The 24154-nt window shown below is 42.1% G+C and carries 22 protein-coding genes and 5 pseudogenes; 12 read left to right on the top strand and 15 right to left on the bottom strand.

Going from position 1 to position 24154, the window contains the following annotated elements; genetic code table 11:
• Window positions 1-5: 5 nt before the first annotated feature.
• The 4 genes from cas5b to BXP28_RS01340 are packed head-to-tail and all read right to left on the bottom strand — an operon-like array spanning window position 6 to window position 4430.
• A complete protein-coding gene (gene cas5b, locus BXP28_RS01355; RefSeq protein WP_023484747.1) occupies window positions 6-806 on the bottom strand; it encodes a type I-B CRISPR-associated protein Cas5b in 801 nt (266 codons plus the stop codon).
• A 36-nt stretch (window positions 807-842) separates the two neighbouring features.
• Window positions 843-1805: a type I CRISPR-associated protein Cas7 gene (locus BXP28_RS01350; RefSeq protein ID WP_036658179.1), complete on the bottom strand. Its 963-nt coding sequence runs from the start codon at window positions 1803-1805 to the stop codon at window positions 843-845.
• Complete coding sequence (locus BXP28_RS01345) at window positions 1798-3705, bottom strand: hypothetical protein (protein WP_036658176.1); 1908 nt, start codon at window positions 3703-3705, stop codon at window positions 1798-1800. The genes BXP28_RS01350 and BXP28_RS01345 overlap by 8 nt, the downstream gene beginning before the upstream one ends.
• Window positions 3706-3725: 20 nt before the next feature.
• Window positions 3726-4430 (bottom strand): hypothetical protein, encoded by a 705-nt coding sequence (locus tag BXP28_RS01340; RefSeq protein WP_023484744.1) that lies wholly within the window; start codon window positions 4428-4430, stop codon window positions 3726-3728.
• 942 nt (window positions 4431-5372) lie between these two features.
• Between BXP28_RS01340 and BXP28_RS24855 the strand changes: the two genes are divergently transcribed.
• Window positions 5373-5495 (top strand): transposase, encoded by a 123-nt coding sequence (locus BXP28_RS24855; RefSeq protein WP_096761161.1) that lies wholly within the window; start codon window positions 5373-5375, stop codon window positions 5493-5495.
• A gap of 110 nt (window positions 5496-5605) precedes the next feature.
• Here BXP28_RS24855 and BXP28_RS24850 read toward each other — a convergent pair whose 3' ends face one another.
• The 3 genes from BXP28_RS24850 to BXP28_RS24840 form a co-directional block, all read right to left on the bottom strand.
• Complete coding sequence (locus tag BXP28_RS24850) at window positions 5606-5752, bottom strand: integrase core domain-containing protein (RefSeq protein WP_096761160.1); 147 nt, start codon at window positions 5750-5752, stop codon at window positions 5606-5608.
• Between the two features lie 244 nt (window positions 5753-5996).
• A complete protein-coding gene (locus BXP28_RS24845) occupies window positions 5997-6197 on the bottom strand; it encodes a hypothetical protein (protein WP_144029533.1) in 201 nt (66 codons plus the stop codon).
• A 16-nt stretch (window positions 6198-6213) separates the two neighbouring features.
• Complete coding sequence (locus tag BXP28_RS24840) at window positions 6214-6576, bottom strand: hypothetical protein (RefSeq protein ID WP_023484743.1); 363 nt, start codon at window positions 6574-6576, stop codon at window positions 6214-6216.
• A 446-nt stretch (window positions 6577-7022) separates the two neighbouring features.
• Between BXP28_RS24840 and BXP28_RS01315 the strand changes: the two genes are divergently transcribed.
• From BXP28_RS01315 to BXP28_RS01310, 3 genes are all read left to right on the top strand, one after another.
• Window positions 7023-7274 carry a hypothetical protein gene (locus BXP28_RS01315; protein WP_235430743.1) on the top strand — a complete coding sequence of 84 codons (252 nt, stop codon included), beginning with the start codon at window positions 7023-7025 and terminating at the stop codon, window positions 7272-7274.
• 14 nt (window positions 7275-7288) lie between these two features.
• Window positions 7289-7387, top strand: coding sequence for a hypothetical protein (locus tag BXP28_RS24835; protein ID WP_357548401.1), 99 nt, complete (start codon window positions 7289-7291; stop codon window positions 7385-7387).
• A gap of 945 nt (window positions 7388-8332) precedes the next feature.
• Entirely contained in the window at window positions 8333-8599 is a 267-nt protein-coding gene (locus BXP28_RS01310; protein ID WP_051428093.1) for a helix-turn-helix domain-containing protein, read from the top strand.
• A 62-nt stretch (window positions 8600-8661) separates the two neighbouring features.
• On the opposite strand, the gene BXP28_RS01305 is transcribed toward BXP28_RS01310, so the two are convergent.
• Window positions 8662-8913 carry a hypothetical protein gene (locus BXP28_RS01305; protein WP_036658172.1) on the bottom strand — a complete coding sequence of 84 codons (252 nt, stop codon included), beginning with the start codon at window positions 8911-8913 and terminating at the stop codon, window positions 8662-8664.
• Window positions 8914-9270: 357 nt separating this feature from the next.
• Between BXP28_RS01305 and BXP28_RS01300 the strand changes: the two genes are divergently transcribed.
• A complete protein-coding gene (locus tag BXP28_RS01300) occupies window positions 9271-10284 on the top strand; it encodes an AraC family transcriptional regulator (RefSeq protein WP_023482939.1) in 1014 nt (337 codons plus the stop codon).
• Window positions 10285-10287: 3 nt separating this feature from the next.
• Here BXP28_RS01300 and BXP28_RS01295 read toward each other — a convergent pair.
• Window positions 10288-11333 (bottom strand): IS630 family transposase gene (locus tag BXP28_RS01295; protein ID WP_104932612.1). Its coding sequence is split into 2 segments (ribosomal slippage): window positions 10288-10827 and window positions 10830-11333, totalling 1044 coding nucleotides; the frame shifts between segments, so codons are not numbered across the junction.
• Window positions 11334-11471: 138 nt separating this feature from the next.
• Between BXP28_RS01295 and BXP28_RS01290 the strand changes: the two genes are divergently transcribed.
• The 4 genes and pseudogenes from BXP28_RS01290 to BXP28_RS23145 all read left to right on the top strand — a co-directional run.
• Entirely contained in the window at window positions 11472-12767 is a 1296-nt protein-coding gene (locus BXP28_RS01290) for a GH39 family glycosyl hydrolase (RefSeq protein WP_158225752.1), read from the top strand.
• Window positions 12768-12951: 184 nt separating this feature from the next.
• Entirely contained in the window at window positions 12952-14118 is a 1167-nt protein-coding gene (locus BXP28_RS01285) for a M20 metallopeptidase family protein (protein WP_036658167.1), read from the top strand.
• Window positions 14119-14189: 71 nt separating this feature from the next.
• Window positions 14190-15377 (top strand): MFS transporter, encoded by a 1188-nt coding sequence (locus tag BXP28_RS01280; RefSeq protein ID WP_023484372.1) that lies wholly within the window; start codon window positions 14190-14192, stop codon window positions 15375-15377.
• 182 nt (window positions 15378-15559) lie between these two features.
• A pseudogene (locus BXP28_RS23145) lies at window positions 15560-15725 on the top strand (L-serine ammonia-lyase, iron-sulfur-dependent, subunit alpha); the annotation flags it as partial.
• 199 nt (window positions 15726-15924) lie between these two features.
• On the opposite strand, the pseudogene BXP28_RS01270 reads toward BXP28_RS23145, so the two are convergent.
• Window positions 15925-16677 (bottom strand): annotated as a pseudogene (locus tag BXP28_RS01270) (IS5 family transposase).
• Between the two features lie 147 nt (window positions 16678-16824).
• On the opposite strand from BXP28_RS01270, the gene BXP28_RS01265 reads away from it, so the two are divergent.
• From BXP28_RS01265 to BXP28_RS24825, 3 genes and pseudogenes are all read left to right on the top strand, one after another.
• Window positions 16825-17142 carry a transposase gene (locus BXP28_RS01265; protein WP_036656001.1) on the top strand — a complete coding sequence of 106 codons (318 nt, stop codon included), beginning with the start codon at window positions 16825-16827 and terminating at the stop codon, window positions 17140-17142.
• 214 nt (window positions 17143-17356) lie between these two features.
• A pseudogene (locus BXP28_RS24830) lies at window positions 17357-17764 on the top strand (IS3 family transposase); the annotation flags it as partial.
• Window positions 17765-17820: 56 nt separating this feature from the next.
• Entirely contained in the window at window positions 17821-17973 is a 153-nt protein-coding gene (locus tag BXP28_RS24825; protein ID WP_104932588.1) for an IS3 family transposase, read from the top strand.
• Window positions 17974-18034: 61 nt separating this feature from the next.
• Here the strand turns inward: BXP28_RS24825 and ltrA are convergent.
• The 5 genes and pseudogenes from ltrA to BXP28_RS01220 all read right to left on the bottom strand — a co-directional run bounded on the left by ltrA (window position 18035) and on the right by BXP28_RS01220 (window position 24143).
• A pseudogene (gene ltrA, locus BXP28_RS01250) lies at window positions 18035-19292 on the bottom strand (group II intron reverse transcriptase/maturase).
• A gap of 709 nt (window positions 19293-20001) precedes the next feature.
• On the bottom strand, window positions 20002-21372 hold the full coding sequence (locus tag BXP28_RS01240; RefSeq protein ID WP_023483532.1) for an amino acid permease: 1371 nt from the start codon (window positions 21370-21372) through the stop codon (window positions 20002-20004).
• A gap of 90 nt (window positions 21373-21462) precedes the next feature.
• Window positions 21463-22575, bottom strand: coding sequence for an alanine dehydrogenase (gene ald, locus BXP28_RS01235; RefSeq protein WP_036658160.1), 1113 nt, complete (start codon window positions 22573-22575; stop codon window positions 21463-21465).
• Between the two features lie 118 nt (window positions 22576-22693).
• Window positions 22694-22961: pseudogene (locus BXP28_RS01230) on the bottom strand (Tn3 family transposase); the annotation flags it as partial.
• Between the two features lie 948 nt (window positions 22962-23909).
• Window positions 23910-24143 carry a hypothetical protein gene (locus tag BXP28_RS01220; protein ID WP_036658155.1) on the bottom strand — a complete coding sequence of 78 codons (234 nt, stop codon included), beginning with the start codon at window positions 24141-24143 and terminating at the stop codon, window positions 23910-23912.
• Between the last annotated feature and the right edge of the window lie 11 nt (window positions 24144-24154).

Below are 24154 nucleotides of genomic sequence, written 5' to 3'. Positions count from 1 at the left end.
AAAATTCAGATGAAATACAGGGTACGCTCTCCATCCAGATACAGCCTCTCCCAATCTGTTTCCTGCAAAGTGTCCGCATCAATCTCATGGTTCGTGAACACAAGCGGTTCCAACATGTAGCCGTTGTTTGCATCATTTAATCCAACAGGCATGAATTCTTTAAAAAAGCTTTGTAATCCACCTTTTACTCCACCTTCCTGATCGTAACGGATAGACTCGCTCCGATGAAGGGAATCGATATATAAAGGCGGATTCGTTGGTTTTTCTAGTTCAACAAGGGCCGGTTGGGTCAGTGAAGCAGGATGATCATTTTTACCTAAATAAGGGCAGTACTCTGCTTTAGAATGAAGGATATAATCGGCCAATCGATCAAAGACAGGTTGGGGAATTCCTTCATCTTCAGCTACATAAATCGTCCAATGCGGATGCTCCAGCCACTGCTCTCTTACATTGAGTACACCACCCACTTCCTGACTTGCATAACCAACCGTATTGTTAAATATCTGAATCTTTTTCGCGAAATAACCTCGATCGCCGTGGGGCACAATGCAGACGGAAGTATCTCGGAAAACTTCATAAAATTCCGGAAAAACAGCCTTGATTTCACTGTTCTTACGACGATTTGATGTCAAAGGATGATTGCGTTCATATTGTTGTGAATATCCACCAAGGCCGATAATCGCACCAAATAGGCCGTATAAGGCAACTTTATGGATATGACTGTAGGTAAAATAGGCGTATACGTTCACATCCGGCTTTTTGAAAAAAGCCGTCTCCCCTTTCAATTCAAAACGAAGTGCTCTCAATCGTTATCCCTCCCTTGCCTTGAATTTACGGCTACTTTATACTAATGCAACTTCCTGACGTGTAAAAATATTTAACGTTTCAATTCCCGGATAATCAAGTTGGACTTTAGTCGCGTAAGGATTCACATATAATTCAATTTTCTCGATATAAGCCTGAACATCCCTTAAAATTGGAATGATAGCTGAAAGATCGTATACAGTCATTCCTTCTTGCTTATATACTTTCACATAGGGGTCCAAGTTAGGAAGATAAGCCGGTAAGCCGTCTTTAAAGGAAATAAACAAACTGAAAGCATTTTCCGCACCGGATTTGCTGTTGGTATTCAGTATCGTCGCTCCGATTAAAGCTCCTTCCTTAAAGGCTTCATAAGCTTCCTCACTGTACCCTTCAAAACCTTCCATTCCGGGAAGTCCCACAAAATTGTCATAGCAATTCGGATTAACAGAAAAAGGATAAATATAATGGCATTCGTCAGCCGTTATTTTCTTCCCGATTGAAGTAGCATCCTTGTCCTCACTTTTTTCATTGGAATTCCGAAAAGGAGATAAAATATCTTGAACTTCAATATTAGATTCCTCATATTTATTAAAGCCTTGTCCAATTTGAACCGGACCCGTCAAACCAATGTTTTGCTCCTTAACCGCAAAAGTAGCGCCGAAGTTCATGACATCCACACATTGGAATAACCGGTTCAACACCTCAGGTGAACTTTTGGATACAGCCTCCCCAAATAGATATTCATATCTCTCTGCCAAATCTCTCGGCTGAATCTTTTCCAATTCCCCTTTGCCACCACCAAGTTTATAGGAACGAATATAGAGAACTTTCTTGCCCTGTTCCTCCCACAACCGCTTGATGCTGTATTTGAGTGCTTTATCACTGCCAAAAAGTTGTCCGTTGCTTGTTGTTTTCGGATTGCCGCTAAAGTCTGCATTCCAGTTAGCCATTCTGCTTACGATCCCAATTAAGCCGACTACTCGATTCTTTTTTTTAGTCACTATAATCCGCTCCTTTATCGTCATTTTTTTTCTTCTCGGGCTTTTCATAGAACCAATTATCCGCGAATAATCCGGCCAAAAACATTTCCCTCGCATCTCCTGTAAGCTCATGACCATCCGGTTTATAACCAAAGATATTGGAAAAAGCTTTGTTGAACTTGGCATGATTCAGTTTTATTTTATGCTTATGTAAAATGTAGGCGTCTTCCAGTTTCTTTTTTAATTGCTCACTGCGTTTAGCTACTAAAAAGGGGCTTAGCAAATCACCGGTTTTGTTTTGGGTTTCCGATTGACTTTTCAAGTAAAAAGCTAGTTGCCCGGTAAGAAAATAAAATTCATCATCATTTCCGCATACGCTCATCCCATCTTGGGAAAATTTTTGCTTTAGCGAGGTCATCACTTCCGTAATCCGGTTTGTCATCGTTCTACTCCCTTCTTTATTTAAATAGTCAGCAATACATAATCTTAAGTTAAAAGCGTCTGCTAACCACCTTAAATCAAGTACTTTCTTATTCTGACTCTGCTGTGCCGGTTCAACATACAGAAGCTGTTCTTCTAACAAACGGAGCGTAAGCCGTGAGAATAACGGACGCAGAGATATTGCAGTGCCTTTAAACAACCAATCATGGAAAGCCTGTTTGCTCTGCATAAACAAAGCGACCATAACCGAGGTGAAATCTTTGCTTCTCGCTTTGGGTTCGTCATACAGAAACTGCCCGCTCATTCTACCTCTGAAGAAACTGCTGCTGATGGCCTTCTGGACTTCTTCTGTACTCTTTAGCTCCTTATCGGGTTTCAAGTTCCCCTCATGATCTCTAAGATGCAGTATATTTTTTTGGTATATGAATAGATTAAATTCGGAAGGAAAAGGGACATTTTCAAAACTGACTACTTCATTGTCTTTACCATCCACAAATATGTGAAATGTACCTTCAGGTTCTATCGATTGTTCAAACGTGAAATCAGACGTATAAGCAAATTTATTGGTGGTATATTTAGGTTTGCTCATTAACCACTCTGCTGTCTGTTTTATCAGCATGGCTTGTTCCAAAGATACGCGAATGGGAACTTGAACTCGCATGGTCCGATGTTCCAGAAACGGCTTCTTGCTATTCATACTGATATTAAAACTGGGAAGGCCAACAATGGTACCTTCGATCATCTGATTGTAATCATTACTGTTGAAAATTTTAGGTATAGTATAGAGGGTATATTCGTATGCATATACTTGCTCACAAGGAAGTTGATCTGAGGATGTAGGAAAATCGGTAGTAAAGTATAGTTTCACATATTTTTTGAATGGAATCTGTCGCAAAAAATCGGTTAGAGCGTTTAGATTATTGGCATACCAATGGGTTATTCGTTCCATCCACTTCTGCCTGAAGTCACTTGCTAAGTAGTGCAAAGCGTCTGTATATTCTGTTTGCATGAAGAATGTTTCGATAACCTGAGTATTCTTGACTTTCCCGGCCGGAAGCAGTACCTTCCATTTGCGTTCCACTTCGTCAGGATATGTCATATTCAAAAAGCGAGTAACATTCTCTTGCATGGAGAATTTTCCTGGCTTTTCACCCAAAAATACTTCCCGCTTAACATAGAATGTGAATGGGTTATTACTGTGAATTTGCTTCTTGCTATCCACAGGTTTGTTCATGGCAACAAGGGAACTATAGTAGTCCCGCCTTGTAAACCAGTCATAAAGGTCCACGTTCTCAGGATGCTGCTCCTCTTTTGGTTGAATAATCAAGTGGTTATCTTCAAATGCTTCAGATTGTTCTTCCCAACTTTTGTCCACTCTAAGCCGGAGATACAATCCTTCCTTAAGCATATGTTGGTCGAAGATAAGGTTGGGAAATTTTCGTGCTGCCAATCGATAGCTTTCCGCCATATCTTTTAACACACTATCGCCTCCTTCCCACATTAATCCAACTCTTTAGCAAGACAAAATCCGGCTCCCAGAACGGAGTTTTTCTCCAGAATACCCGATCCAAGTGCTGTATGAGCTAACTGTTGGGACACGGGATCTTCCTGAATAAATAACCGGATCTTGTTACCAAGCAGTTTACGTCCTTTGTATGCAAGCGCAATCGGTTTTGAGTTCTCCACCTGTACACCATGGGCAAAATAGTGATCAAGCCGAACCTTTTGATCGGGGTTCAGGGAATGGAATTTCTTCTCAGTATTCGCATGGATACGACTTAGCAATAATTCAATATTCCCACCAGGCACCCACGGTTTACCATCCACTGTCACAATAGCCGGAGTCACCGTAACCAACTCCAGAATATGCCTAGGATTCTTCGTTTGAATACCGGAAAGCGCCAACAGTTGAAAATAGTTATCTTCCTGCAAAATATGTAAAGACCTGTCTATTCGTTGCAACGTCTCGTTAAGAGAACTTCGTATCGTAATGACGTAAACCCTGTCTTTCTTGTAAATACCGTCCTTCTCCCTGGGGTAAGGATTCCCATAAACAATGTGCTTATACCCTGTCGAGTAATGCTCCTGCTTTAATACCGGATCATTTAGAGCCGCCCGGCTAATCCAGGAACCAATTCGCTCCGGTACATGCAAGTAATGGACCTCTTGTTTTAATAGCACGGTTGCTTTAAGTTCGTAAAACATCTCTTTCACCTCCTTTGTTGAGAAATTTTTAGTATTGAAAGGGATTCCAATAAATAGTACACTAGTACAGTAAACATCAAAAAATAAGAGGACCCTAGCGCAAGGCGCATTTAAATTTATTCATTTGCTTAAACTCTAACCGTAACGTAGGACGTTCTTCTAATTATCAACCCCCTAAATTATACCAAACAAAATTGATTTGTAAATAAAATTTTCATTATTTATTTGTTTAAAGAGATTTACTCTATTAATGTAAGTAAAATAGGCCAGTCCCAATGGGAATGGCCTATTTATTTTTATGGCACTATCAAGCCGTGCTCTCCAAGTGGAGATAGACAGCTTGCGAAGTTCAATATACCTTGTGTTACTTTCAAACATACGGAAACGGAAGAGTATTGGGAAATGGAAGAACTGTTTCAATACACCTCGTGTTACTATCAAACGGAATGATTCGGTATTCGTCTGCCTGATACTTTTCCGTTTCAATACACCTCGTGTTACTATCAAACGGCAAATGGTGGACGGACACGGAATCACCCACACCAGTTTCAATACACCTCGTGTTACTATCAAACCCCTAGTAAAATCAAGCTTTTCCAAAAGCCGTATGTCCACATTTTACTACAGTACCAGGGGTTTCGCAAAATTTTCCCAACCGAAATATACCTTAAAATAAAATGAACTTAAATGAGCAAAAATCCTTATGGTTCTAAGGCTGAAGACGAATACCACTGTAAAAGAGGTTGGGAAAATTAGAGATAAAGCTTTTTATTCTTCTACTTATTTTTGAATATATGTAATGAGTTCTTAAAAGGAATTAATAAAAATCTATACATCTCTTAGCATTTACCATGTTTAGAAGCTAGTTCTAAAGCCCCCTAATGAACTTGGACAATAAAAGTGTGTTTTGTTTATACTACAAGTAATAGGGTAGGATGATAAATGAGACGGACGAAATATTCCAACGAGTTTAAGGTACAGGTTGTAAAGGAAGCTCTGGAAACCAGAAACAAAGCAGCCGTGGCAAGACGTTACGAGCTAACATCCAATATGCTACATCGATGAGTAAAAGAGTATGAGTCAGGTAAATGGGGAGTGATTGTAATGCTCCCCGTTGTCAAGACACAATTTTTTGAGGAATAAGTTATATCCTCCTCTCGTGTGTTCTCGTAATTTTAGGATGCGATTGGCTGAACATTATGATTGTAAAATTGGTTTGGTTTTGCTCCATTAAGAGATTGATGGGGGCGTTCGTTGTTATAAAATTGGACATAGCGAGCTATCCCTTTACGGAGTGCGCGAGGGTCTTCAAATTCATTCAATTAAATACATTCGTACTTCAGTGACCGGAAATAACGCTCTGTTGGGCTATTGTCCCTTGCTCGGCCTTTTCCTCTATTGATACCTTAATGCCTTCTACCTCTAGCAATCAAGATAATTAGCATTGGTAAAATGGGAGCCTTGATCGCTATTATAATTTCCGGCTTATAACGGCTGAATGCACGTTTGAGACATCTAAGAACAAAGCCTTTTTCCAGTGTGCTAGAAAGCTCATAGTCAATCACTTTACGGATGTACCAGCCGGGTGATGTTGAATACGTACATAAATCCCTTGCCATCCGAAGATACGTGATGTCGATTCCCCAGACCTGATTCGGCCTGGTCAATGGTTAAACCGCGCAGCAGATAAAGGTGGGTATACTTAGCGTGAAGGCGTTTGCTTAAGTTCGGCTTCGGATAGATCGCCTCAATGCCCATGGTCTGCATGAGACGGCGTACGCGCTTAAAATTGATTTTGGATCTTGATCTCGAAGAATTGGATCATACGTCGATAGCCAAAGTAGGGATGCTTCATATAGATCTCATCGATGTGATGCATGATTTGCACATTTTCTTCGCTTTCACGGTGCCCCTTACGATGGCGAGAAACGCTTGTTCTATTTGCCTGGCGCTTAACGGTGATCTTAGTGTTGTCACGCTCTACCATTACTTTTCGATCTTCCAGGGATTTATTTAAGACCAGATTTTTTTTGAGCCAGTCGACCTCTACTGTAAGTTGGCCAACCAGCTTCTCTAGATGCTCCTGCTTGTTCTCATACTCCTTTTTCAGTTTGTCGACTTCATTAGTTTTCTTTTCGAACACCATTGAGACGCAAGAAATTCCGATTTTCACCGGCTAATCATGACTGGGCTTAGTTCATATTTAGTGGCGATCTCGTTAACGGTCTGCTCCTCACGGAGGGTCTCCAGCACTTTGTTTTAAACTCTGAGGTATACCGGTTTCGTTTTTCCATAGTTTCATTATAACTTATTTATCACCCTCCCGTGTCTCAACCTAATGGGAGCATTATAGTTACTCCGGATACTTTTATCGGTCAAAAGGGAATTGGTCTTGGTCTTAAAGAATTGCATGTCCCTCTGTTAGAGCTATCGGAATTAGTGTGCCAGCGGTCCGGTCCAAAGGATACATGGGGCAGGTCGTATCTGTCGGCTGCCAAGGAGCTAACTTTGATCATCCTACCGGGTTTCACCGGCAGATGAAGCCTAGAGGATCCAACCAACCTTAGTGATGATGTGCACCAGGCCAGCCTTGTGTTATTCAAGAAACATTGGGACGGTCTTCCCGTCCGAAAGATATCCGTCTCGTTGGAAGAGCTTGTCCGTGATGATACGATGCAGCTCACCTTTTTTGAAGATGCTTTGGAAAAGGCCCTTGACGACATTAAAGACCGATTCGGCAATGCTTCGGTCATGTGCACAGTATCCATTACAGGATCGGACCAGGCTAAAGAGCTTCACATTTTAAAAAACATGAAAAAACCTCACTTGATGAGCAGAGGCTAGACGAACTCTCTTTAATTCTTAACTACGCTCTGGCCACGAAAAATAAGGTAAAAAATACCGTTTATGATGTTTACGAAGATTCGGAAACGAAATCGATCAAGAGCACCGACTAAAAAAATTCATGCTCCTTATCGGAACCATGAACTCTTCTTACGAATCCCTCTCTAAAACTGCTTGCGCATCCACCTCCTTCCGGAAGTAGTCACTTAACCGGTCAAATAGAACAAACTCTCAATTCGACCAGCTCATCTTAGCCAGCCGGCCAATGTAAAAACCTGCGGCAGATCGTAATACCTGTCGCCCCGTAATTTCCAGTACATCCTCGTATTCGATTCCGTCAATGATCATCCTTAATCATCCTCCTTTGTTATGTGAACATCTTCTATGTTCAAAGAGACTTCAAATTTTTCCGCAAAGGCCGTCAAGGGGCTTGAAGAATGAAAAATTTTTTGAGTGAAGTTCTCAAAAAAATTTTCATTGTTGGCGACTTGTCGCCCCCTTGATGGCCTAATAAGGAAAAATTTATTCTAAAGAGAACAGAGAAGGTGCCCCCACCCAAAAGGAGCAGCTGGGAAGTATATTCGCAAAGCGAAGATATTTTCCACTGCGCACTGTCCGATAGGACAGGCGTTTAAATAAGGGCTCGATTCCCTTTTTAAACGCCCTGAACAGGAAGACTTTCCGCAAGGAAGCAACCTTTCTATTGAAATAAAAAACGGCATACTGCCGGGTAACCTTTCATGAAAAAATCCCTCTACCTAAAGGGGATAATATTGAAATGTACCCCTTATAGTGGGATATAGGAAAAACACCCTGGTGTTAAATGAACTGCACCCCGATTGTTAGACACAATCTAACAATTATATAGCTAGGGCGTCTGTTGCAGACCGTAGACGTTACCGTGTCTGCGGTCATTTTTAATATATACTTTTTAATCTTCGATATTTAATTTGGCTTGCTTATTCCATATTTAGGCATTATAATATAAATCATTAACTTTTCTTAATCGAAATTTTATAATTTATATTAAACTTAATATGGCGAAAGTAGTTGATGATATGCTGAAGACATTGGAAAAATCACTGGACTTGCTAGAACATTTCACTGAAGAAACACCATCTTGGGGAGTTCGAGAATTAGCTAAAAAAATGGGTCTCAGCCATTCCATTGTTTATCGTATTTTGGTGACATATAAGAAAAAAGGCTTTTTAAGACAGAACCCGGAGACAAAGAAATATGAGCTCGACCTCAAGTTTTGGGGATTTGGGTGCCTTGTCCAAGATCAGATGAAAATTACGGAAGCAATATACCCTGTGATAGAGTAGACCAACCTCTTTCGAGGTCGGCCCCTCAATGAACGGCTCGTGCGGTTGAAAACCGCTCTACGTTACTTACTCTCGAATTTGCGCACTCTTTCCTCCACCCGTTGGTAAGCGGCGGCCCGTTTTACCCAGTACTCGGTGTCATCGGCTTTGCGTTGCCGTTTAGCTATGGCTGCCTTCTTCCTACGCTGACGAATAATCGCTAAATATTCGTTATCTGACATCGGCAGACCTGCGGCTGCATCCCGAATAATTCTCTCGGCATATCGAAGTCCTGCTCCTACAAGGCGCTCGTGTGTGTAGATCGACTTCAACATATCGGCTCTTCTGTATGTTTTGCTGCCACCTCTTTGTGAAAGGCGACAGCGGCGAATCCGTTGACGGACATATGCATCCAATTGTGTCGTTTGTTGACCTAGAAATGCCGTTGCGTAGCGGCATTTTCCCTTACGGTCAGCCATGTAACCACAGTGATCACAAGATGGATTCGAACAGATAGTGTTTTCTTAACAGTCGAACCACAGTTCGAACAAAACTGGGACGTATGACGTGGATTGGACGAATACAGGCAGGCATACAGATATATAGGAATATGTAAAGCGAGAATGTTTTCGATAACTCAAGGAGTGGCTTTGCCATTCCTTTCAACATGATAAAAAAAGGACAATGAACATATGAGCAATGAATGGCCATCTTCTATACAACTCTCGTTAGTACAGCTTAAGACAATGAATAAGCAAGCCCTAGATGAATTAATCATTCTGCTGATTCTTAGAGGACGTGTCCATATCCAAATCTCCGGGAAGACTTATCAGCTTAAAGCTGATGATGTGGTTATGATTCACCCTTACGAGAACTTTACGCTTCGTAGTGATAACGGTACCTTTATTCTAAAGCTGATGATCACGCGAGCTGGGGTGGAGCAGTATTTGAAGTGCCCGTGGAATCCACGATTTTCCTGTAATTCAGCGATTGCGAATGAGGGAGAGCAGGACACGTACCGCATGCTCCGAGAGACATTAACGTACCTCATGCTAGCCTATTATCGACAGCATGAAGGATTTCCTTTTGAGATGGGAAAATATTTGTTCAAACTACTTTCCATCCTTACGACCCATTTTCAAGGGGAGGACCAGGGTGAGTCGATGATCCAAGCGAATGGGGTTCATAACAAACGGATATTAAGAATCCTTCACGTCATCGATCAGGACTATCGATCACCACTATCGCTGGAGCAATTTGCACGTCAGGAGTATATTTCCTTGTACCACTTATCCCGACAGTTCAAAAAAAACGTCGGGATGACCTTTACGCAGTATGTGAACGAGGTTCGGTTAAAGAAGGCTGTTCCAGAACTATTGCATACCGAGCATCCGATATTAAAGATTGCAATGAACAATGGCTTTGCCAATGTGAAAACATTCAATAAGTGCTTCAAGGACCACTATGGCATGACGCCAAGCGAATTCCGAAGCGAGCGGGGAAAAGAAGTATCCGCTCAAGAATCGCTTCAAGCGGCGCATTCCTCCTATGAGGTCATTAATCCTTCCGCTGCACTCGAAGAGCTGTCGAAGTATATGGTAAAAAAAGACTTGAATGACCATAGCAATGTGATTCGTAAGAAGGTTGAGCTTATGGTAGAAACTGAACACTCTACGGTACTATATAAGTTGAACGAAAGAAAATAGCAATCAAAGTCGCACGCACAGCCGGTCAATAATGGCATGAGGATGCTTCATGATTTCATCCATAAATTGCCCGACACGCAGACGGATTTCGGAAACGGCCGAATAGAATACGTTATTGATCACACTGGACTTGAGCCATTTCCAGAGTCCTTCTACGATATTTAACTGAGGGCTGTATGGAGGCAAGTACACAAGCTCAAGCCGATTTTTTTGCGCTTCCAGAAACGGCCGAAGCAGCTTTGCATGATGAATCCGGGCATTGTCCAAAACCAGAGCCAGTTTCCCTGTTGGATAAGTCGCCATGACCTTTTGAAGAAAGGAAAGAAACGTTTCAGCGGTGTACTGTTCATCTTCTTGCCAAACGATGTGTCCCGTTTCATAGTCAACCGTGGCCAGCAGTTTGACCCCACGATGCTTGCCCGTGGTTGGAATGATGCGTTGCTTCCCGCGAAGGAACCAGGTCTTCTGAATCGCCTGGTAGTCCCGGATCATCGACTCATCCTCGAACAGCAAGTGATCAATCTCCTCGTTCAGTAGCTTTTTTTCAGTTCAGGAAAGGTCGTTTCGGTGAAATGGCGTTGTTTCTTGGGATCTGCTGCTGCGAGCGTGTAGGTCGGTTTCGTATAGCTGAGCCCTAGCCGCTCCATGACCTTGGAAATGCCTCGGAGCGAATAGCAATGGCCCCATTCGCGTTCCACGTACGTGGCAATCAGTTCAAGCGTCCAGTTGTGCTTTGCCGTAAAGCCGACCTCATGGGGAACCGAATAGGCGACGGTTTGTTTCAAGCGATCCTGCTGCTGCTTCGTCAACCGAGTAGGAGCACCTGAGGAATGCTTGATTTGCAAGGCTCCCAGTCCACCGTTCTCGTACGTATGAATGTAACTGCTCACCGTCATTCGGTTTCGATTCAAAATGTCAGCGATCGCCTTCATGGATGTGCCTTTCAAATGCAAATAAATCGCTTGGTAGCGTTCATACATTCGGCGCTCTTTGGTTTGTTGCATGGCTGCCGTTACTTTTGCCAGTTCGGTATGTTTATCCATTGTCATCCCCACTTGTCTATTCTTGATCTGTTTCTTATTCGACAAATGGTTCCTTTTTCCTTGCCAAGGTTTGCTAAGAATATTGATTCAACTTATATAGCTACACCTCGAAAGATTATAAACATTGGACAAGCCTCGGAAGTATTGGATCAAGAGGTTCAAAGCCAGCTTCAATGCGTGTATCAAGAGCTTGAATTTCACTATATTCGAATGATTGGGTTCGGAATCGAGCATGAGCTGAAAGAAAAAAGCAATATGCTGATAGAGTGGCCTAATAATAACCGAATCTTTGATTTCATCGTTGCGAACAAGATGATGCCGATGATTCAATTAAAAGTAGAGGAAGTAATGGCTTCCCAATCCAGCAAGTTGAAGAAAGACCCTATTCTGGATATGGTCTGTTACCTGATAGATCGGTATGGCAGAGCCGAGCTCGAGACATGGTGTTTTGAGCTTGTATCTGAATCGGTCAAGGATAGCAAGTCCATACAACTGGCTTATGAAAGGCTCTATAACCAACTCAAAATGGTTCATCCTAGACTTCAAGTGGGGTTACAGATCCTATCTTCATTAGATCCAGAGGAGACAGAACGCTTCCAAAGCTTTGTAGACTATGCCAAGAGTAGTCAAAGAGAACCGGACTTCGTCACGCTGACGGCGGACCCATCGGAAGAAAAAGATTCCCGGGATGGGGAGAATTTATTCCAGTATTATCGGAAATATCAGAAGAACCTGCTTCAGCACGTGAAACAGGGGTTCGAGAAAGCAGGCCTTGAGCAGCCACGATGCTTCATTACGGAATGGAACACTTTGGTGGGACAAGGCGATGTACTAAGTGGCTCCTTCTTCCGCGCTGCGCTTATTATTGAGATCTTGACAGACCTGTCTAGCGAGATCCAGGGCATTGGCTTCTGGCTAAACATCAAGCTGAAGGAGAAGCTGACCAGGGTTAGACAAGATAGCTGCTTGTCCGTCTTTTTGTATGAGAAGCTGAAGCGTCCGTTATTCTTCGTTCTGCAAATGTTCGATCGCCTAGGCAGCAAGGTTCTTCATATCGAGGAAGGCTGCGTTCTTACCCTTGAGGGAGAGGAATGGCACCTTCTAGTTTACAATGCGTGCTATATGGACCCGCTGTATTCCATTGATGATTTCTTGACCCAAGTGCGCAATAAGCGAATTGATATTTATTTGTCGGGGCTGCCTGCAAGAAACTATCAGCTGAAGCAGTATTTGCTTGATAAGGATCATGGAGGAATCTATCATGAGTGGATTAGACTTGGTGCTCCAAAGGAGCTTGATGCTGAAATGTTAAGGTACCTTGAAAGTAAAATTCTCCCGGAGGTTCAAATGGAGCGTAGCTTCCTTCTAGATGAACTGAATCTCCATGCAAGTCTGACGATGAATGCCTGCAAGCTGTATGTGATCCAACCATTGCTATAGGAATATGTTCAATAATGTACAGGACCGCAAAAATAACAGATTGTTTTTTGCTCCAAATCTAAGATGTCCTCTACAAAGTTATAAATTGCCCTTTTTTTCAGCAAATTCCGGCAAGTCAAAAGGGGCAATTTTTTTTACAATATTTTTGTAAGCGTTTTTAATATATCCTGACGGGGGGAACAACATGACAAACTGGAGAGAGCAATTGCCGACTGAAGAAGTCATTCAATGGCGGAGACATTTCCATCAATATCCAGAGCTATCCTTTGAAGAAGAAGAGACGTCTAATTATATTTATGACGTACTAAGTACGTTTCCGAATCTCGAACTATCACGACCAACGACAAACAGCCTAATTGCCAAGCTAACAGGAAGTACGCCAGGCAAGACGATTGCACTGCGAGCAGATATCGATGCCCTTCCTATCGAAGAAGAAGCAGATGTGGAGTTCAAATCCACCAAGCCTGGCATTATGCATGCTTGTGGACATGACACGCACGCTGCTATGCTGCTTGGCGCTGCCAAAGTGCTTTCTGGCATGAAGGATCAGCTGTCAGGCGTGATTAAGTTCATCTTCCAACCAGCAGAAGAGGTGCCGCCAGGTGGAGCAAAGGAAATCGTGGATACTGGGGTGCTTAATGATGTCGACTACGTATTTGGTATTCACATTTTCCCTAAGCTGCCAGCAGGAATGATAGGTACCAATCCTGGAGCGATGTCCGCGGCTCAGGATATCTTCGAACTTAAAATTCAAGGCAAGGGCTCACACGGTTCTACACCTGAGCTGTCCATTGATCCAATCACAATCGGGGCAGAAATCGTGACGAACCTGAACAACATTGTATCCAGACACGTATCTGCATTAGACAATGCCGTACTTTCTATCGGACAATTCACGGCAGGCGAGGTATTCAACGTTATTCCCGATGCGGCGACAATTAAAGGAACGGTTCGCACAACGAATGCAGATATTCGTAAATTAATGAAGAAACGCATTCATGAAGTGATTGATCATATCGTGAAGGCTTATAACGGCACATATGAGCTTCATTATCAAAATGGCTACAGTGCAGTTGTGAACAATGAGGAATCTACAGATATCGTTCGCAAAGCAGCAGACAAGATCGTAGGGGAGCAGCAATTTATTTGTCCGAAAATGATGGGTAGTGAAGACTTCTCAGCCTATACCGATGTAACAAAGGGATCATTCTTCGTCTTGGGAGGCGGAACGGAAGAGGAGGGCTGCGGCTATATGAACCATCATCCGAAGTTCAAGATCAATGAGGATGCACTTGCTATCGGTATGCAAATGCATGTTCAGATCGCGCTCGATGTACTCGGCAAGAAATAGCTTTACTGGAGCCGTCAATAGAAGGCTTGATCAATCTTTTATTGTCGTTCCACATTAACAGGAGGTCAGCAATGGACAAATCCAAAAACAAAAATCCTTATCTGTTAATCTTTGCGCTAATGGCCGGCTATTCTATGGTTTATATGGATAAAAACTTGGTCTCCACGGCGATTATTCCATTGGCAGATGAATTCAACCTTACGAATTCACAAACGGGACTCATTATGAGTTTGTTCTTCCTTGGTTACTCGATTATGCAGATTCCAAGCGGATGGCTGGCGGATAAGTTCGGAGCAAAGAAGGTTTTGATGACGTCACTTTCTCTTATTTCCTTATTCTCCTTCTTCTTCGGAATGGGCGTTAGCTTGATCGCCTTCGTCATGATTCGATTCTTTGCTGGTGTAGGACATGCGGGTTATCCGCCAAGTTGCTCGAAGACGATTGCGGATCATTTCCCGAAGGAAAAAAGAACATTCGTACAATCCCTAATCTTGTCTACATCCGGTATTGGGGGAATCCTAGCGTACACCCTTGGAGCTCAACTAATCGCAAGCAACTGGAAGGTTGGTTATTTTGTGCTTGGTATGTTATTTGCCGTAGCGATGCTCTGCGTATTCCTCTTCGTCCCTAATGACTATAAGGTGCCTGTACAATTGAACAATAGTGCTCCAAAGCTCAAGTTTACCGAAATTATTATGAATCGCAATGTGCTTGTTCTGTTTGTAGCATTGCTGTTGCTTAACTTCTTGTTATACGGCAACATCTCATGGTTACCAACTTATCTTAAGAGCCAATTTGGCATTGGAATTGGTCAAGTAGGCACTATTCTCGCAATCAATGCAGTGTGCACTACGGTTGCGACGATGATTTTCGGTGGGTTGCTATCTAAATGGTTCCTTGGCAAAGAGAAAGCCTTCGTCATTTCTACTGCCATCTTAGTGTCTTTACTGCTCGTCGGCTTTATCTTCTCCATGAACCTGATCGTATCGACGATTCTTTTAATTTTGATCAGCATGGTATCCGTGGGTACGTTTACAGCTATCTTTACGTGGCCACACAAATTATTTGATCGAGCGATTATTGGTTCCTCAATCGGAATCATTAATACGGGCGGTACGATCGGTGGTTTTTTGGCACCAATGATTATGGGTGCTTTGATTGACAAGAACGGCGGATCGTTCAGTTCCGCCTTTACCTTTATGGCCATTGCCGTACTGCTTTGCGGACTAACCACCTTGCTACTTCAGGCCCGCAAGTAAGAGGCATAACTCGAACGATTGTTAGACTTATTATAAAGTGAGCAAATTACTTCTGATAAGTGGTAAATTCCGGCTTGACTGGAGGAGATACAGTTAAGCTTCATGCGTACATCTCCGCAGATCACGGACTAATCGGATTTACGATCCTGGACACAGTCAGCAATGTTGTAGCCACCAATGAAGTGAACGCCGATATAGCCTTGGCTGGAGTCACGAGCACGATCCCTTGCGATGAGATGATTGAAGCGATGTTTAAGATCGGACAATCGATGCCTTCCGCGCTTCGTGAGACAGCACTTGGTGGCTGCAGATACGCCAACGAGAAGAAGATTGAGGCAGGAGGTTTTTGATACTGTTCAAGTTGGGAAAAAGAGCAGTAAGCTTAAGCTTTGCAACTCAACACATCGCATCCTGGTCTTCATAGCGCATTGCTTTTGCTGGAAGCCTGTCCGGAATACTTTGGAATTAACGAGGAAGCTCTTGATTAAGTGGTTAAGCCCCCATTTTGTGGACAACAGAAAAAGACCCTAGGGTATGTTTTCAAACCTTAAGCCAGCCAGATCATAGCAGAAGCCAGCTTTAAAAAAGCAACAAACGTGCACGATAATTTATCGTAACGAGTAGCTAATCGACGATTGTGCTTCAGTTTATTGAAAAGACATTCGACCAGGTGCCGTTCTTTAAAGAGCCACCAGTCGGTTCCGCGTTGAACGGTTCGATGTTTACGGCTGGGAATGACGGAACAGGCCTGCTTGTCTTCCAGCAGCGCAATAATTTTATCGGTGTCGTACCCACGATCAGCCAAGACGTTTTTACCTTCGATATCAAGGTTCGTATCCGACTACGCAATCGTTTATGTTTCCTGCCGTCACTTCGAATTTTAAAGGATTGCCGAGGGCGTCCACTACCGCGTGGATTTTGGAGGTTAAGCCTCCTCGCGACCGGCCGAGGGCTTGAAATTGCTGCCCCCTTTTGCCCCCGCCCCGTGCTGGTGAACACGGATAATGGAGGCATCGAGCATGACGCTTTCGTCATCGGGATCGGCAGAAAGGATATCCACCATGCGATCGAATACGCCTGCTTTTTCCCATCGGCGGAATCGGGTGTATACCGATTGCCAAGGTCCGTAGTATTCGGGCAAATCGCGCCAAGGCGCTCCCGAACGGATCACCCAAAGCATCGCATTGAGCATTTGACGATTATCCTTGGCAGGGCGGCCACCCTGCGTTTTTCGTTCAGGCGGCAACACATCTTTGATTTCGTTCCATTGATCATCTCGTAATTCGTATCGTCTCTTCATATGCAAAGTTTACCAGACTTTTAGACTTCATGATAGTTTGAAAACGCACCCTAGGCAGCAAGCTGGCATCGGTACTCTGATATTATCCCCTTTAGGTAGACAGTTAAGAGAATGACTCTTACTGTTAACTTGGAGGGGATTTTTTTAATGAAAAGAATACAACGCACTCACTCAGCTGAATCGAAATATAAAGCAGTTCAGATGTATCTTGAATGTGGTTTAGGGTATAAACGCGTTGCTAAAGAGTTAAATATTCCAGAGGCTTCAATAAGACGCTGGGTTAAATATTATGAAAATGAAGGTATGGCTGGGCTAGAAGAGAAACGTGGGAAATCAAAAGGTTTGAACAAAGGCAGGCCGAGAAAGAACCCTCTGAGCCCTGAGGAGGAATTAATTAGATTGCGCGCGGAGAATGAATATTTAAAAAAGCTTTGGGCGCTACAAAGGAGGGGAAGAAAAACGTAAGCAAAATCGCTCAATATGCCGTGGTGGATCAACTCTCATTCAAGGGTTATAGTATCTCAATGCTTTGTGAAATCGCTCATGTATCCAGAAGTGGGTTTTACAAATGGCAGCGAAGACGTGGTACGTCTTCTTGTAAACAACTGGAGGATCAATTCTTAAAGGAAAAGATAGTAGAAGACATCAACGCCTACGTGGCATCTTAGGATATCCACGGATGCGAATTTGGTTGAAGAAGACGTATGGTATACACGTAAACCACAAAAGGGTTTATCGTTTAATGAAACAAATGGGGATACAAGCTCAGATTCGCAAAAAGAAAAGGTATTATGACAAAAAGGAAGTATGTGTGGTTTCCGATAATGTATTAAACCGAGATTTCCATGCAACCCGGCCAAATGAAAAATGGGTCACCGATATTACTTACATTCCATATAAACAGAAAAACCTATACCTGTCCGCTATATGCGATCTATTCAACAACGAAATCATTGCTTTCCACCTAAGTACCAGAAATGACTTACAACTAGTGATTGATACATTGGAGAAAGCCCGAAAAGTACGTAAAACAAAAGGTGTCCTCCTCCATAGTGACCAGGGGTATCAGTATACTTCCAGGCATTTTAGCAAACTTCTGAAACAATACAAGATGAAAACAAGTATGTCTCGAAAGGGAACTGTTTGGATAACGCCTGTACGGAGAGTTTTTTTGGGCATTTCAAATCAGAGTGTCTATACATACAATCTTTTGAATCTGAAGAGGCACTCAAAACCGCTATAGATAAATACATACGGTTTTATAATTACGACAGGTTCCAGGCAAAAATCGAGTAGGAGGGGGCGGCAAACCCCCGACCTCTCACACCACCGTACGTACCGTTCGGTATACGGCGGTTCATGAAATATTCCGTAATGAGTTGTATCTGTCCGATAGTCTTTTCAGACCATTGGATTTCCAATATTGGTTGTCTAATGCTCGTTGTAGAATCGGACTAGCTGCAATTCGCCAATACCCTTTTCGGGTATTTCCCCATTCAAAAGCTTTATCCTTAGGAATCCCTAGAGATAGCAGCCTTTTTATTTTGGTTTTTGGTTTCTTCCATTGTTTCCAAAGACACATGCGTAGTCTTCTTCTTATCCATGAGTCCATGCTTTGAAAGATACTCGGGCGTGTCCGCTAGCGAGAAGTAACCGTACCAACCTACAAGATATTGGTTCAGCTCTTTAATTCACTCTTCCATCTTTATTGGCTTCTTCCGAAGTAATTTCTCGGATTTTAGCTTTCGCCTTCTGTAAGGATTGCTTGGCAATCCTTACTTTCGGCTCTTTGTTCGCGCTGAAACTAAATCCAAGAAACTTTCGTCTCCATGGGCGGTCTACCGCACTTTTTGCTTGGTTTACCTTTAGTTTAAGTCGACTTTCAATGAATTGGGTTACGCTTGCCTTGACTCGTTCGCCTGCTCTTTGGGTTTTCACGTAGATGTTACAGTCGTCCGCATAGCGGACGAATCGATGTCCACGCTTCTCTAGTTCTTGGTCTAGTTCATCCAGTACGATATTGGATAACAACGGGCTTAATGGACCCCCTGTGGCATTCCTTCCGCTGTTGGCTTAACCAAACCGTCTTCCATTACACCTGCTTGTAAATACCTGCGTATGAGCAGAAGAACTTTCTTGTCCTTCACTCTGGTCGCAAGTTTCCTCATAAGCCGGTCATGATGGACACGGTCAAAGAACTTCTCCAGATCAAGATCGACGACAAATCGGTATCCTTCTGTCATGTACGCTTTAGCCTTCCGCACTGCGTCATGCCCTCGCCGCTTCGGCCGGAAGCCATAGCTATGTTCGGAAAACCGTGGATCAAACAATGGCGTTAGTGCCTGAGCGATTGCCTGTTGAATCAGTCGGTCTGTCGCGGTAGGAATGCCTAACATCCTTGTCCCGCCGTTCGGTTTCGGGATTTCGACTCGGCGAACGGGACTCGGTTGATAGGTTCCTTCTTCTATCGCTTGCCGTATTGTCTGCCAGTTTTGTTTGATGTGCTCTCGTAAGGATTTTACGGACATGCCATCTACGCCGTGGCTTCCCTTATTGGCTTCAACACGCTTCAATGCTTCAAGAAGATTTCCCCGTGACAGCAACTGTTCCAACATTTCTACATCTCCTTACGTGATTTGTACCTTCCTCTTGTGCCAGGAGTAAGTTCTGCCCTGCCGAAGCCCCACACGGGATTCACCGTTTCCTTCTTCAGTCAGGTCCTTTCGGATTTTCTGCTTTCATCACTCATCCTGAACGCCTGGATATACAAATTCCTATTTCATGTTCTGCCCTTCCGCAAGGCGTTGCAACTTCTTGCGTACTATGGCGTCTGCTGACTTCTGTACGCTCAGTCTGCTTTCACAAGCAAATTTACGGAGATACTCCGCGTTCCGTACAGATCTCCCCAGGTAAGAACGCTATCTTCCTCTCCACCTACCCGTCTCATTTACTCCCATCCGCCTTCGGCAGTAAGGACTTCGACTTGTTAAGCAGCCTCATCCAACGAACGTTAGCCTTCTATGAGATTCGTGTTCCTCGGGCCGGAGATTTGCCGCCGACTTCCTTCAGATTCGACCTCGCGATCGACACCCTTGTCTTAAGCTAGTGGCTACTACTGCCTTCGCCATTCGGGACTTGAACCCTAAAGATAGCGCCCATGCTGGGTGCACTTAAACAACCTTAGTCCGGTGGAATACCGTACTAAGGTTGCTTAGGACCTATCAGTTTTAATGCTGTCTACCTAAAGGGGATAATATCAGAGTACCGACGCCAGCTTGCCGCCTAGGGTCTTTTTTTAATGTCTACAAAATGGGGTCTTGACCACTATTTTAAAATTGTGTGTTTTCTTGAATAAAAGAAATAAACACCGGTTCCTATACAGAGCCAAATGCCAAAATACAACCAGGTGAAAATCGGTAGATTTATGAGCAAAAAGAGACAGAATAATATGGCAATTATTGGAAGTATAGGCATGAACGGTACTTTAAATCCGCTTTGAATCTCTGGGTGTTTTTTTCTTAATATAATTGTACATATGCTAACCAATATAAAAGCAATTAATGCACCTATATTAGATAAGTTAGCCAAACTTTTTAAATCTATAAAACCAGTAATAAGTATAATTATAGTACCTATAATCCATACTGAAAAGGTAGGTGCATTTGTTCTTCTGCTAACAGTCGAAAAAGATTTAGGTAATAATCCATCTCTGCTCATTGCAAAAAACACACGTGTAGCAGCATAAATATAAGCCAGAATAACTGCCATAATACCTACTATAGCACCGATAGATATAATACCCGCAATCGTATTCTGATTCACAAAATAGAGTACATGTGCCATTGCATCAGGTACATTAAGCTCTGAATACGGCAATACCCCCGTCATTACAAGACAAACCGCTATATAAATAAGTGTACATACTGCCAAGGATGAGATGATTCCAATAGGTAAATTCCGTTGAGGATTTTTCACCTCTTCTGCCGATGTAGAGATTGCATCGAACCCTAAAAACGCGAAAAAAACCGCTGAGGCTCCATTTAGAACCCCTTCAATACCAAAGGGTAAAAAAGGTGACCAATTTGATGGTTTAACATAGAAAAAACCAACAACTACAAATAGGAAAATTATGAATAACTTAACAAGCACCATCATGTTATTGATTTTTTTACTTTCTTTTGTGCCCAGGGATAAAATAAATGTAATGAATAAAACAATACCACAAGCTGGCAAATTAATGATGCCACCAGCTGATGGTATAGTGACTAGATATTCTGGGAGATGAAAACCAAGTCCCTCTAGAAATCCAACAAAGTATCCTGACCAACCACTTGCTACAGTTGCTGTTGTTAAAGCATATACTGCAAGCAGTATCCATCCAGTGAGATAGGCAACAAACTCTCCAATAGCAATATAGGTATAAGTATATGCACTTCCCGATACTGGAATACCGGATGATACTTCTGCATAACACAATCCTACTAAACCACAAACAATGGCCGCAATGATAAACGAAAAGATCACCCCTGGCCCTGCATCCGTTGCAGCTACTAAACCGGTTAAAACTAATACACCTGTTCCAATAACAGCACCAATTCCCATTAAAATCAAATCAAAAGCACCTAGATTTTTTTCAATTTCGTTTCTTTTTAAGGAGCTTACATTTAATTGCTTTTTTTTAAAAATCGATGACATGATAATACCTCTCTCGTCAGAGTTTTCCTAGTAGTAAAAAGAAAGGCAAACTAATACAGAATGCCTTTCTTCAAAATTTCATAATACAATTCAATCAAGTAATGAAAGAGGTTCTTTATAATCATAACCAATTGCATCAGCGACAGCTTTAAATGTAACTTGTCTTTTCATAACATTAATCCCTTTTTGAAGTGCCAAATTTTCCAGGCAAGCTTTTGAATAACCTTTATTGGCAATTTCTCTAGCATAAGAAAGTGTAACATTTGTCAAAGCAATGGTAGACGTCCGAGGTACTGCACCTGGCATATTAGCGACAGCATAATGAACAATTCCATGTTTTTCGTAAGTAGGATTATCATGAGTAGTCACACGATCACTTGTTTCAAAAATTCCTCCCTGGTCAATAGCTATATCTACTAATACTGAACCAGATCTCATTTGTTTAATCATTTTTTCAGTAACTAATTTAGGCGTTTTTGCCCCTGGTATTAAAACAGCTCCAATAACAAGATCCGAATTCTTTACTGCTGTTTCAATATTTGTCTCGTTGGACATTAAGGTTGTGACTTTCTCATCAAAAATATCATCTAATTGACGGAGACGTTCAGGATTTAAGTCGATAATGGTTACCTTAGCTCCTAAACCAACAGCAATTTTTGCAGCATTCGTCCCCGCAGTTCCACCGCCAATAATAGTTACTTGTCCCCGTTCTACACCAGGTACACCTGATAGAAGAATCCCTTTTCCTCCATGATTTTTTTCCAAAAATTGTGCGCCAATTTGGCTTGACATACGTCCTGCGACTTCACTCATCGGTGTTAATAATGGTAAAGAATTACTCAATTGTACTGTTTCGTAGGCGATAGCAATAACGCCACTCTCTACTAAGGCTTTCGTAAGCTCTGGTTCTGAGGCAAGATGTAAAAATGTAAATAAAATTAAGCCCTCCCGGAAAAAGCGATACTCTTCTTGAATAGGCTCTTTTACTTTTATGACCATATCTGTATTCCATGCTTCTTTGGCACTAGCTACAATTTCAGCTCCAGCAGCCTTGTATTCTTCATTTGTGAAAGAAGAACCCAATCCTGCATTAGTTTCAATATAAACTAAATGTCCATTCTTTACTAATTCCGTAACGCCTGAGGGAGTTATTGCGACCCTGTTTTCATTGTTTTTAATTTCCTTTGGAATACCAATTCTCACACGGCATCGCTCCTATGTTAGTATTATTATGCATTAATATGATAGCGTTTTCAAAATAATTTGGCAAGTATTATTTTCATTATAATTTAGGCTCAAAGCCAGAAACTTTCTACCACTTTAACCCTTCGTTGATTTCGCATCGCAGCTCCTCGGAGTGTAAGTAATTGCAAAGGAAGATGGCTTTTACTGCTTTCCCTAACTCTCCTAAAGCTTGATAGGTGGGATGCTTCAGGTTATTTCGTGTGAATCTTTTCAGAATGGCTTCGGTTTCTGCCGTTTCCAAGCGTAGAGCTGTAGCATACTTCATCATTTGATCATACTGCTGCCGAATCAATTCCCAGGTTGATCGGATGTATTAATACCGGCTGCAGATAAAGATAAGCATTTTTTATAGGATTAATATAGCTTTCGTGGTAGAAATATACAATAAAGGGCGTAGAATATACGAAGTTCCAAATACAAAACCAAATTCGGAACTTAAAAATTATCATATGCAAGTTGGCACTTGGTAACAGCTAGCTGAGATTACCGGAATACACCCTTGCAACGCTCAATTAATAATCCTTAGCGTACGATTTTTTCCTTTTCGTGAGGTAAGCCCTACTTTGCGGTCTCTGTCAGCTACGCTGGTATTGCCCCTAATACCAAAATTTACCCCCCTTTGCTTCAAGGGGGGCTATGTCATCAATCATTGTTTGATTTTTCGCGATTATACCAAAGTGTTGCAGCAATACTTGAAAATACAAGTGCTAATACCGCCAAAATAGCTCCCATAATCTTTACACTCCTTTACCAAACACAAGAATAATCTACGATTGTACCCCTATAACTTAAACCATAAGGACTGTATTGTATCTTTTGATACCATTTAATTTTATAGTGTATATCGGGAATTATTTTGCCATATTTAGCAATGGCGGCCTTACGGCCAGCAGCAGATAAAGTTAAACTTGGAGAAGAGTGCTTGGCAGCCCAAGTATCAAGCTCTGAACCAATAAAAACTTTGTAAAATGGCCCTTTAATTTGCGTTTGGTAAGCTGCCTCAGCGTTTGAACTAAAAAATCCTAAAACCACACATAGCAAGTAAAATTTTTAACGATTTCTTAATTGTTACCACACTCCTAACTTTATTTAAATACCGGATCTACCAAAATTATACTGGTATTTATTTGTGTTATCAACATAAAATGGTTGTTCTTATTTTAAGAATCAAAAAAATAACCCTTCCAAAGGTGATATGCTTCCCTTTAGGTAGACAGATGAAATAATAAAAATCTGTTCCTGAAGGGGAGTGTTTTTTATGTCTAAAAGAGCTTATTCCGCAGAGGATAAATTTAAAATCTTGAAAGCGTACGAGGATGGCCATTATCCCCGTTTTCAATCCCCATTCTCTTCACATCAGTTTCTTTAACAAATATATTGCTACCATCATAAGCAGCTTCCATGATGAAATCGCCAATTAATTTCCTTCGAAACTCGTATAGTTTAGTCTTGTCCACATAAGTTTTAGTATTTTCAGCTTCTTCCAGATCTGAATTACAACCTTCTATTGATTCCGGTGCCGGCAATAGATTATCTA

It is taken from the genome of Paenibacillus larvae subsp. larvae, assembly GCF_002003265.1.
Lineage (GTDB): Bacteria > Bacillota > Bacilli > Paenibacillales > NBRC-103111 > Paenibacillus_H > Paenibacillus_H larvae.
The sequence above is the reverse complement of the archived record's forward strand: the minus strand, read 5'-3'. Positions and strand labels throughout refer to the sequence as shown.

Coding starts and splice junctions, on each gene's coding strand:
- BXP28_RS01280 (WP_023484372.1), top strand. CDS start 14,190: ATGGACAAATCCAAAAACAAAAATCCTTATCTGTTAATCTTTGCGCTA.
- BXP28_RS01300 (WP_023482939.1), top strand. CDS start 9,271: ATGAGCAATGAATGGCCATCTTCTATACAACTCTCGTTAGTACAGCTT.
- BXP28_RS01340 (WP_023484744.1), bottom strand. CDS start 4,430: ATGTTTTACGAACTTAAAGCAACCGTGCTATTAAAACAAGAGGTCCAT.
- BXP28_RS01305 (WP_036658172.1), bottom strand. CDS start 8,913: ATGTTGAAGTCGATCTACACACACGAGCGCCTTGTAGGAGCAGGACTT.
- BXP28_RS01285 (WP_036658167.1), top strand. CDS start 12,952: ATGACAAACTGGAGAGAGCAATTGCCGACTGAAGAAGTCATTCAATGG.
- BXP28_RS01240 (WP_023483532.1), bottom strand. CDS start 21,372: ATGTCATCGATTTTTAAAAAAAAGCAATTAAATGTAAGCTCCTTAAAA.
- BXP28_RS01265 (WP_036656001.1), top strand. CDS start 16,825: ATGAAAAGAATACAACGCACTCACTCAGCTGAATCGAAATATAAAGCA.
- BXP28_RS24845 (WP_144029533.1), bottom strand. CDS start 6,197: ATGCAGACCATGGGCATTGAGGCGATCTATCCGAAGCCGAACTTAAGC.
- BXP28_RS24855 (WP_096761161.1), top strand. CDS start 5,373: ATGAGACGGACGAAATATTCCAACGAGTTTAAGGTACAGGTTGTAAAG.
- BXP28_RS24840 (WP_023484743.1), bottom strand. CDS start 6,576: ATGGTGTTCGAAAAGAAAACTAATGAAGTCGACAAACTGAAAAAGGAG.
- BXP28_RS01310 (WP_051428093.1), top strand. CDS start 8,333: ATGCTGAAGACATTGGAAAAATCACTGGACTTGCTAGAACATTTCACT.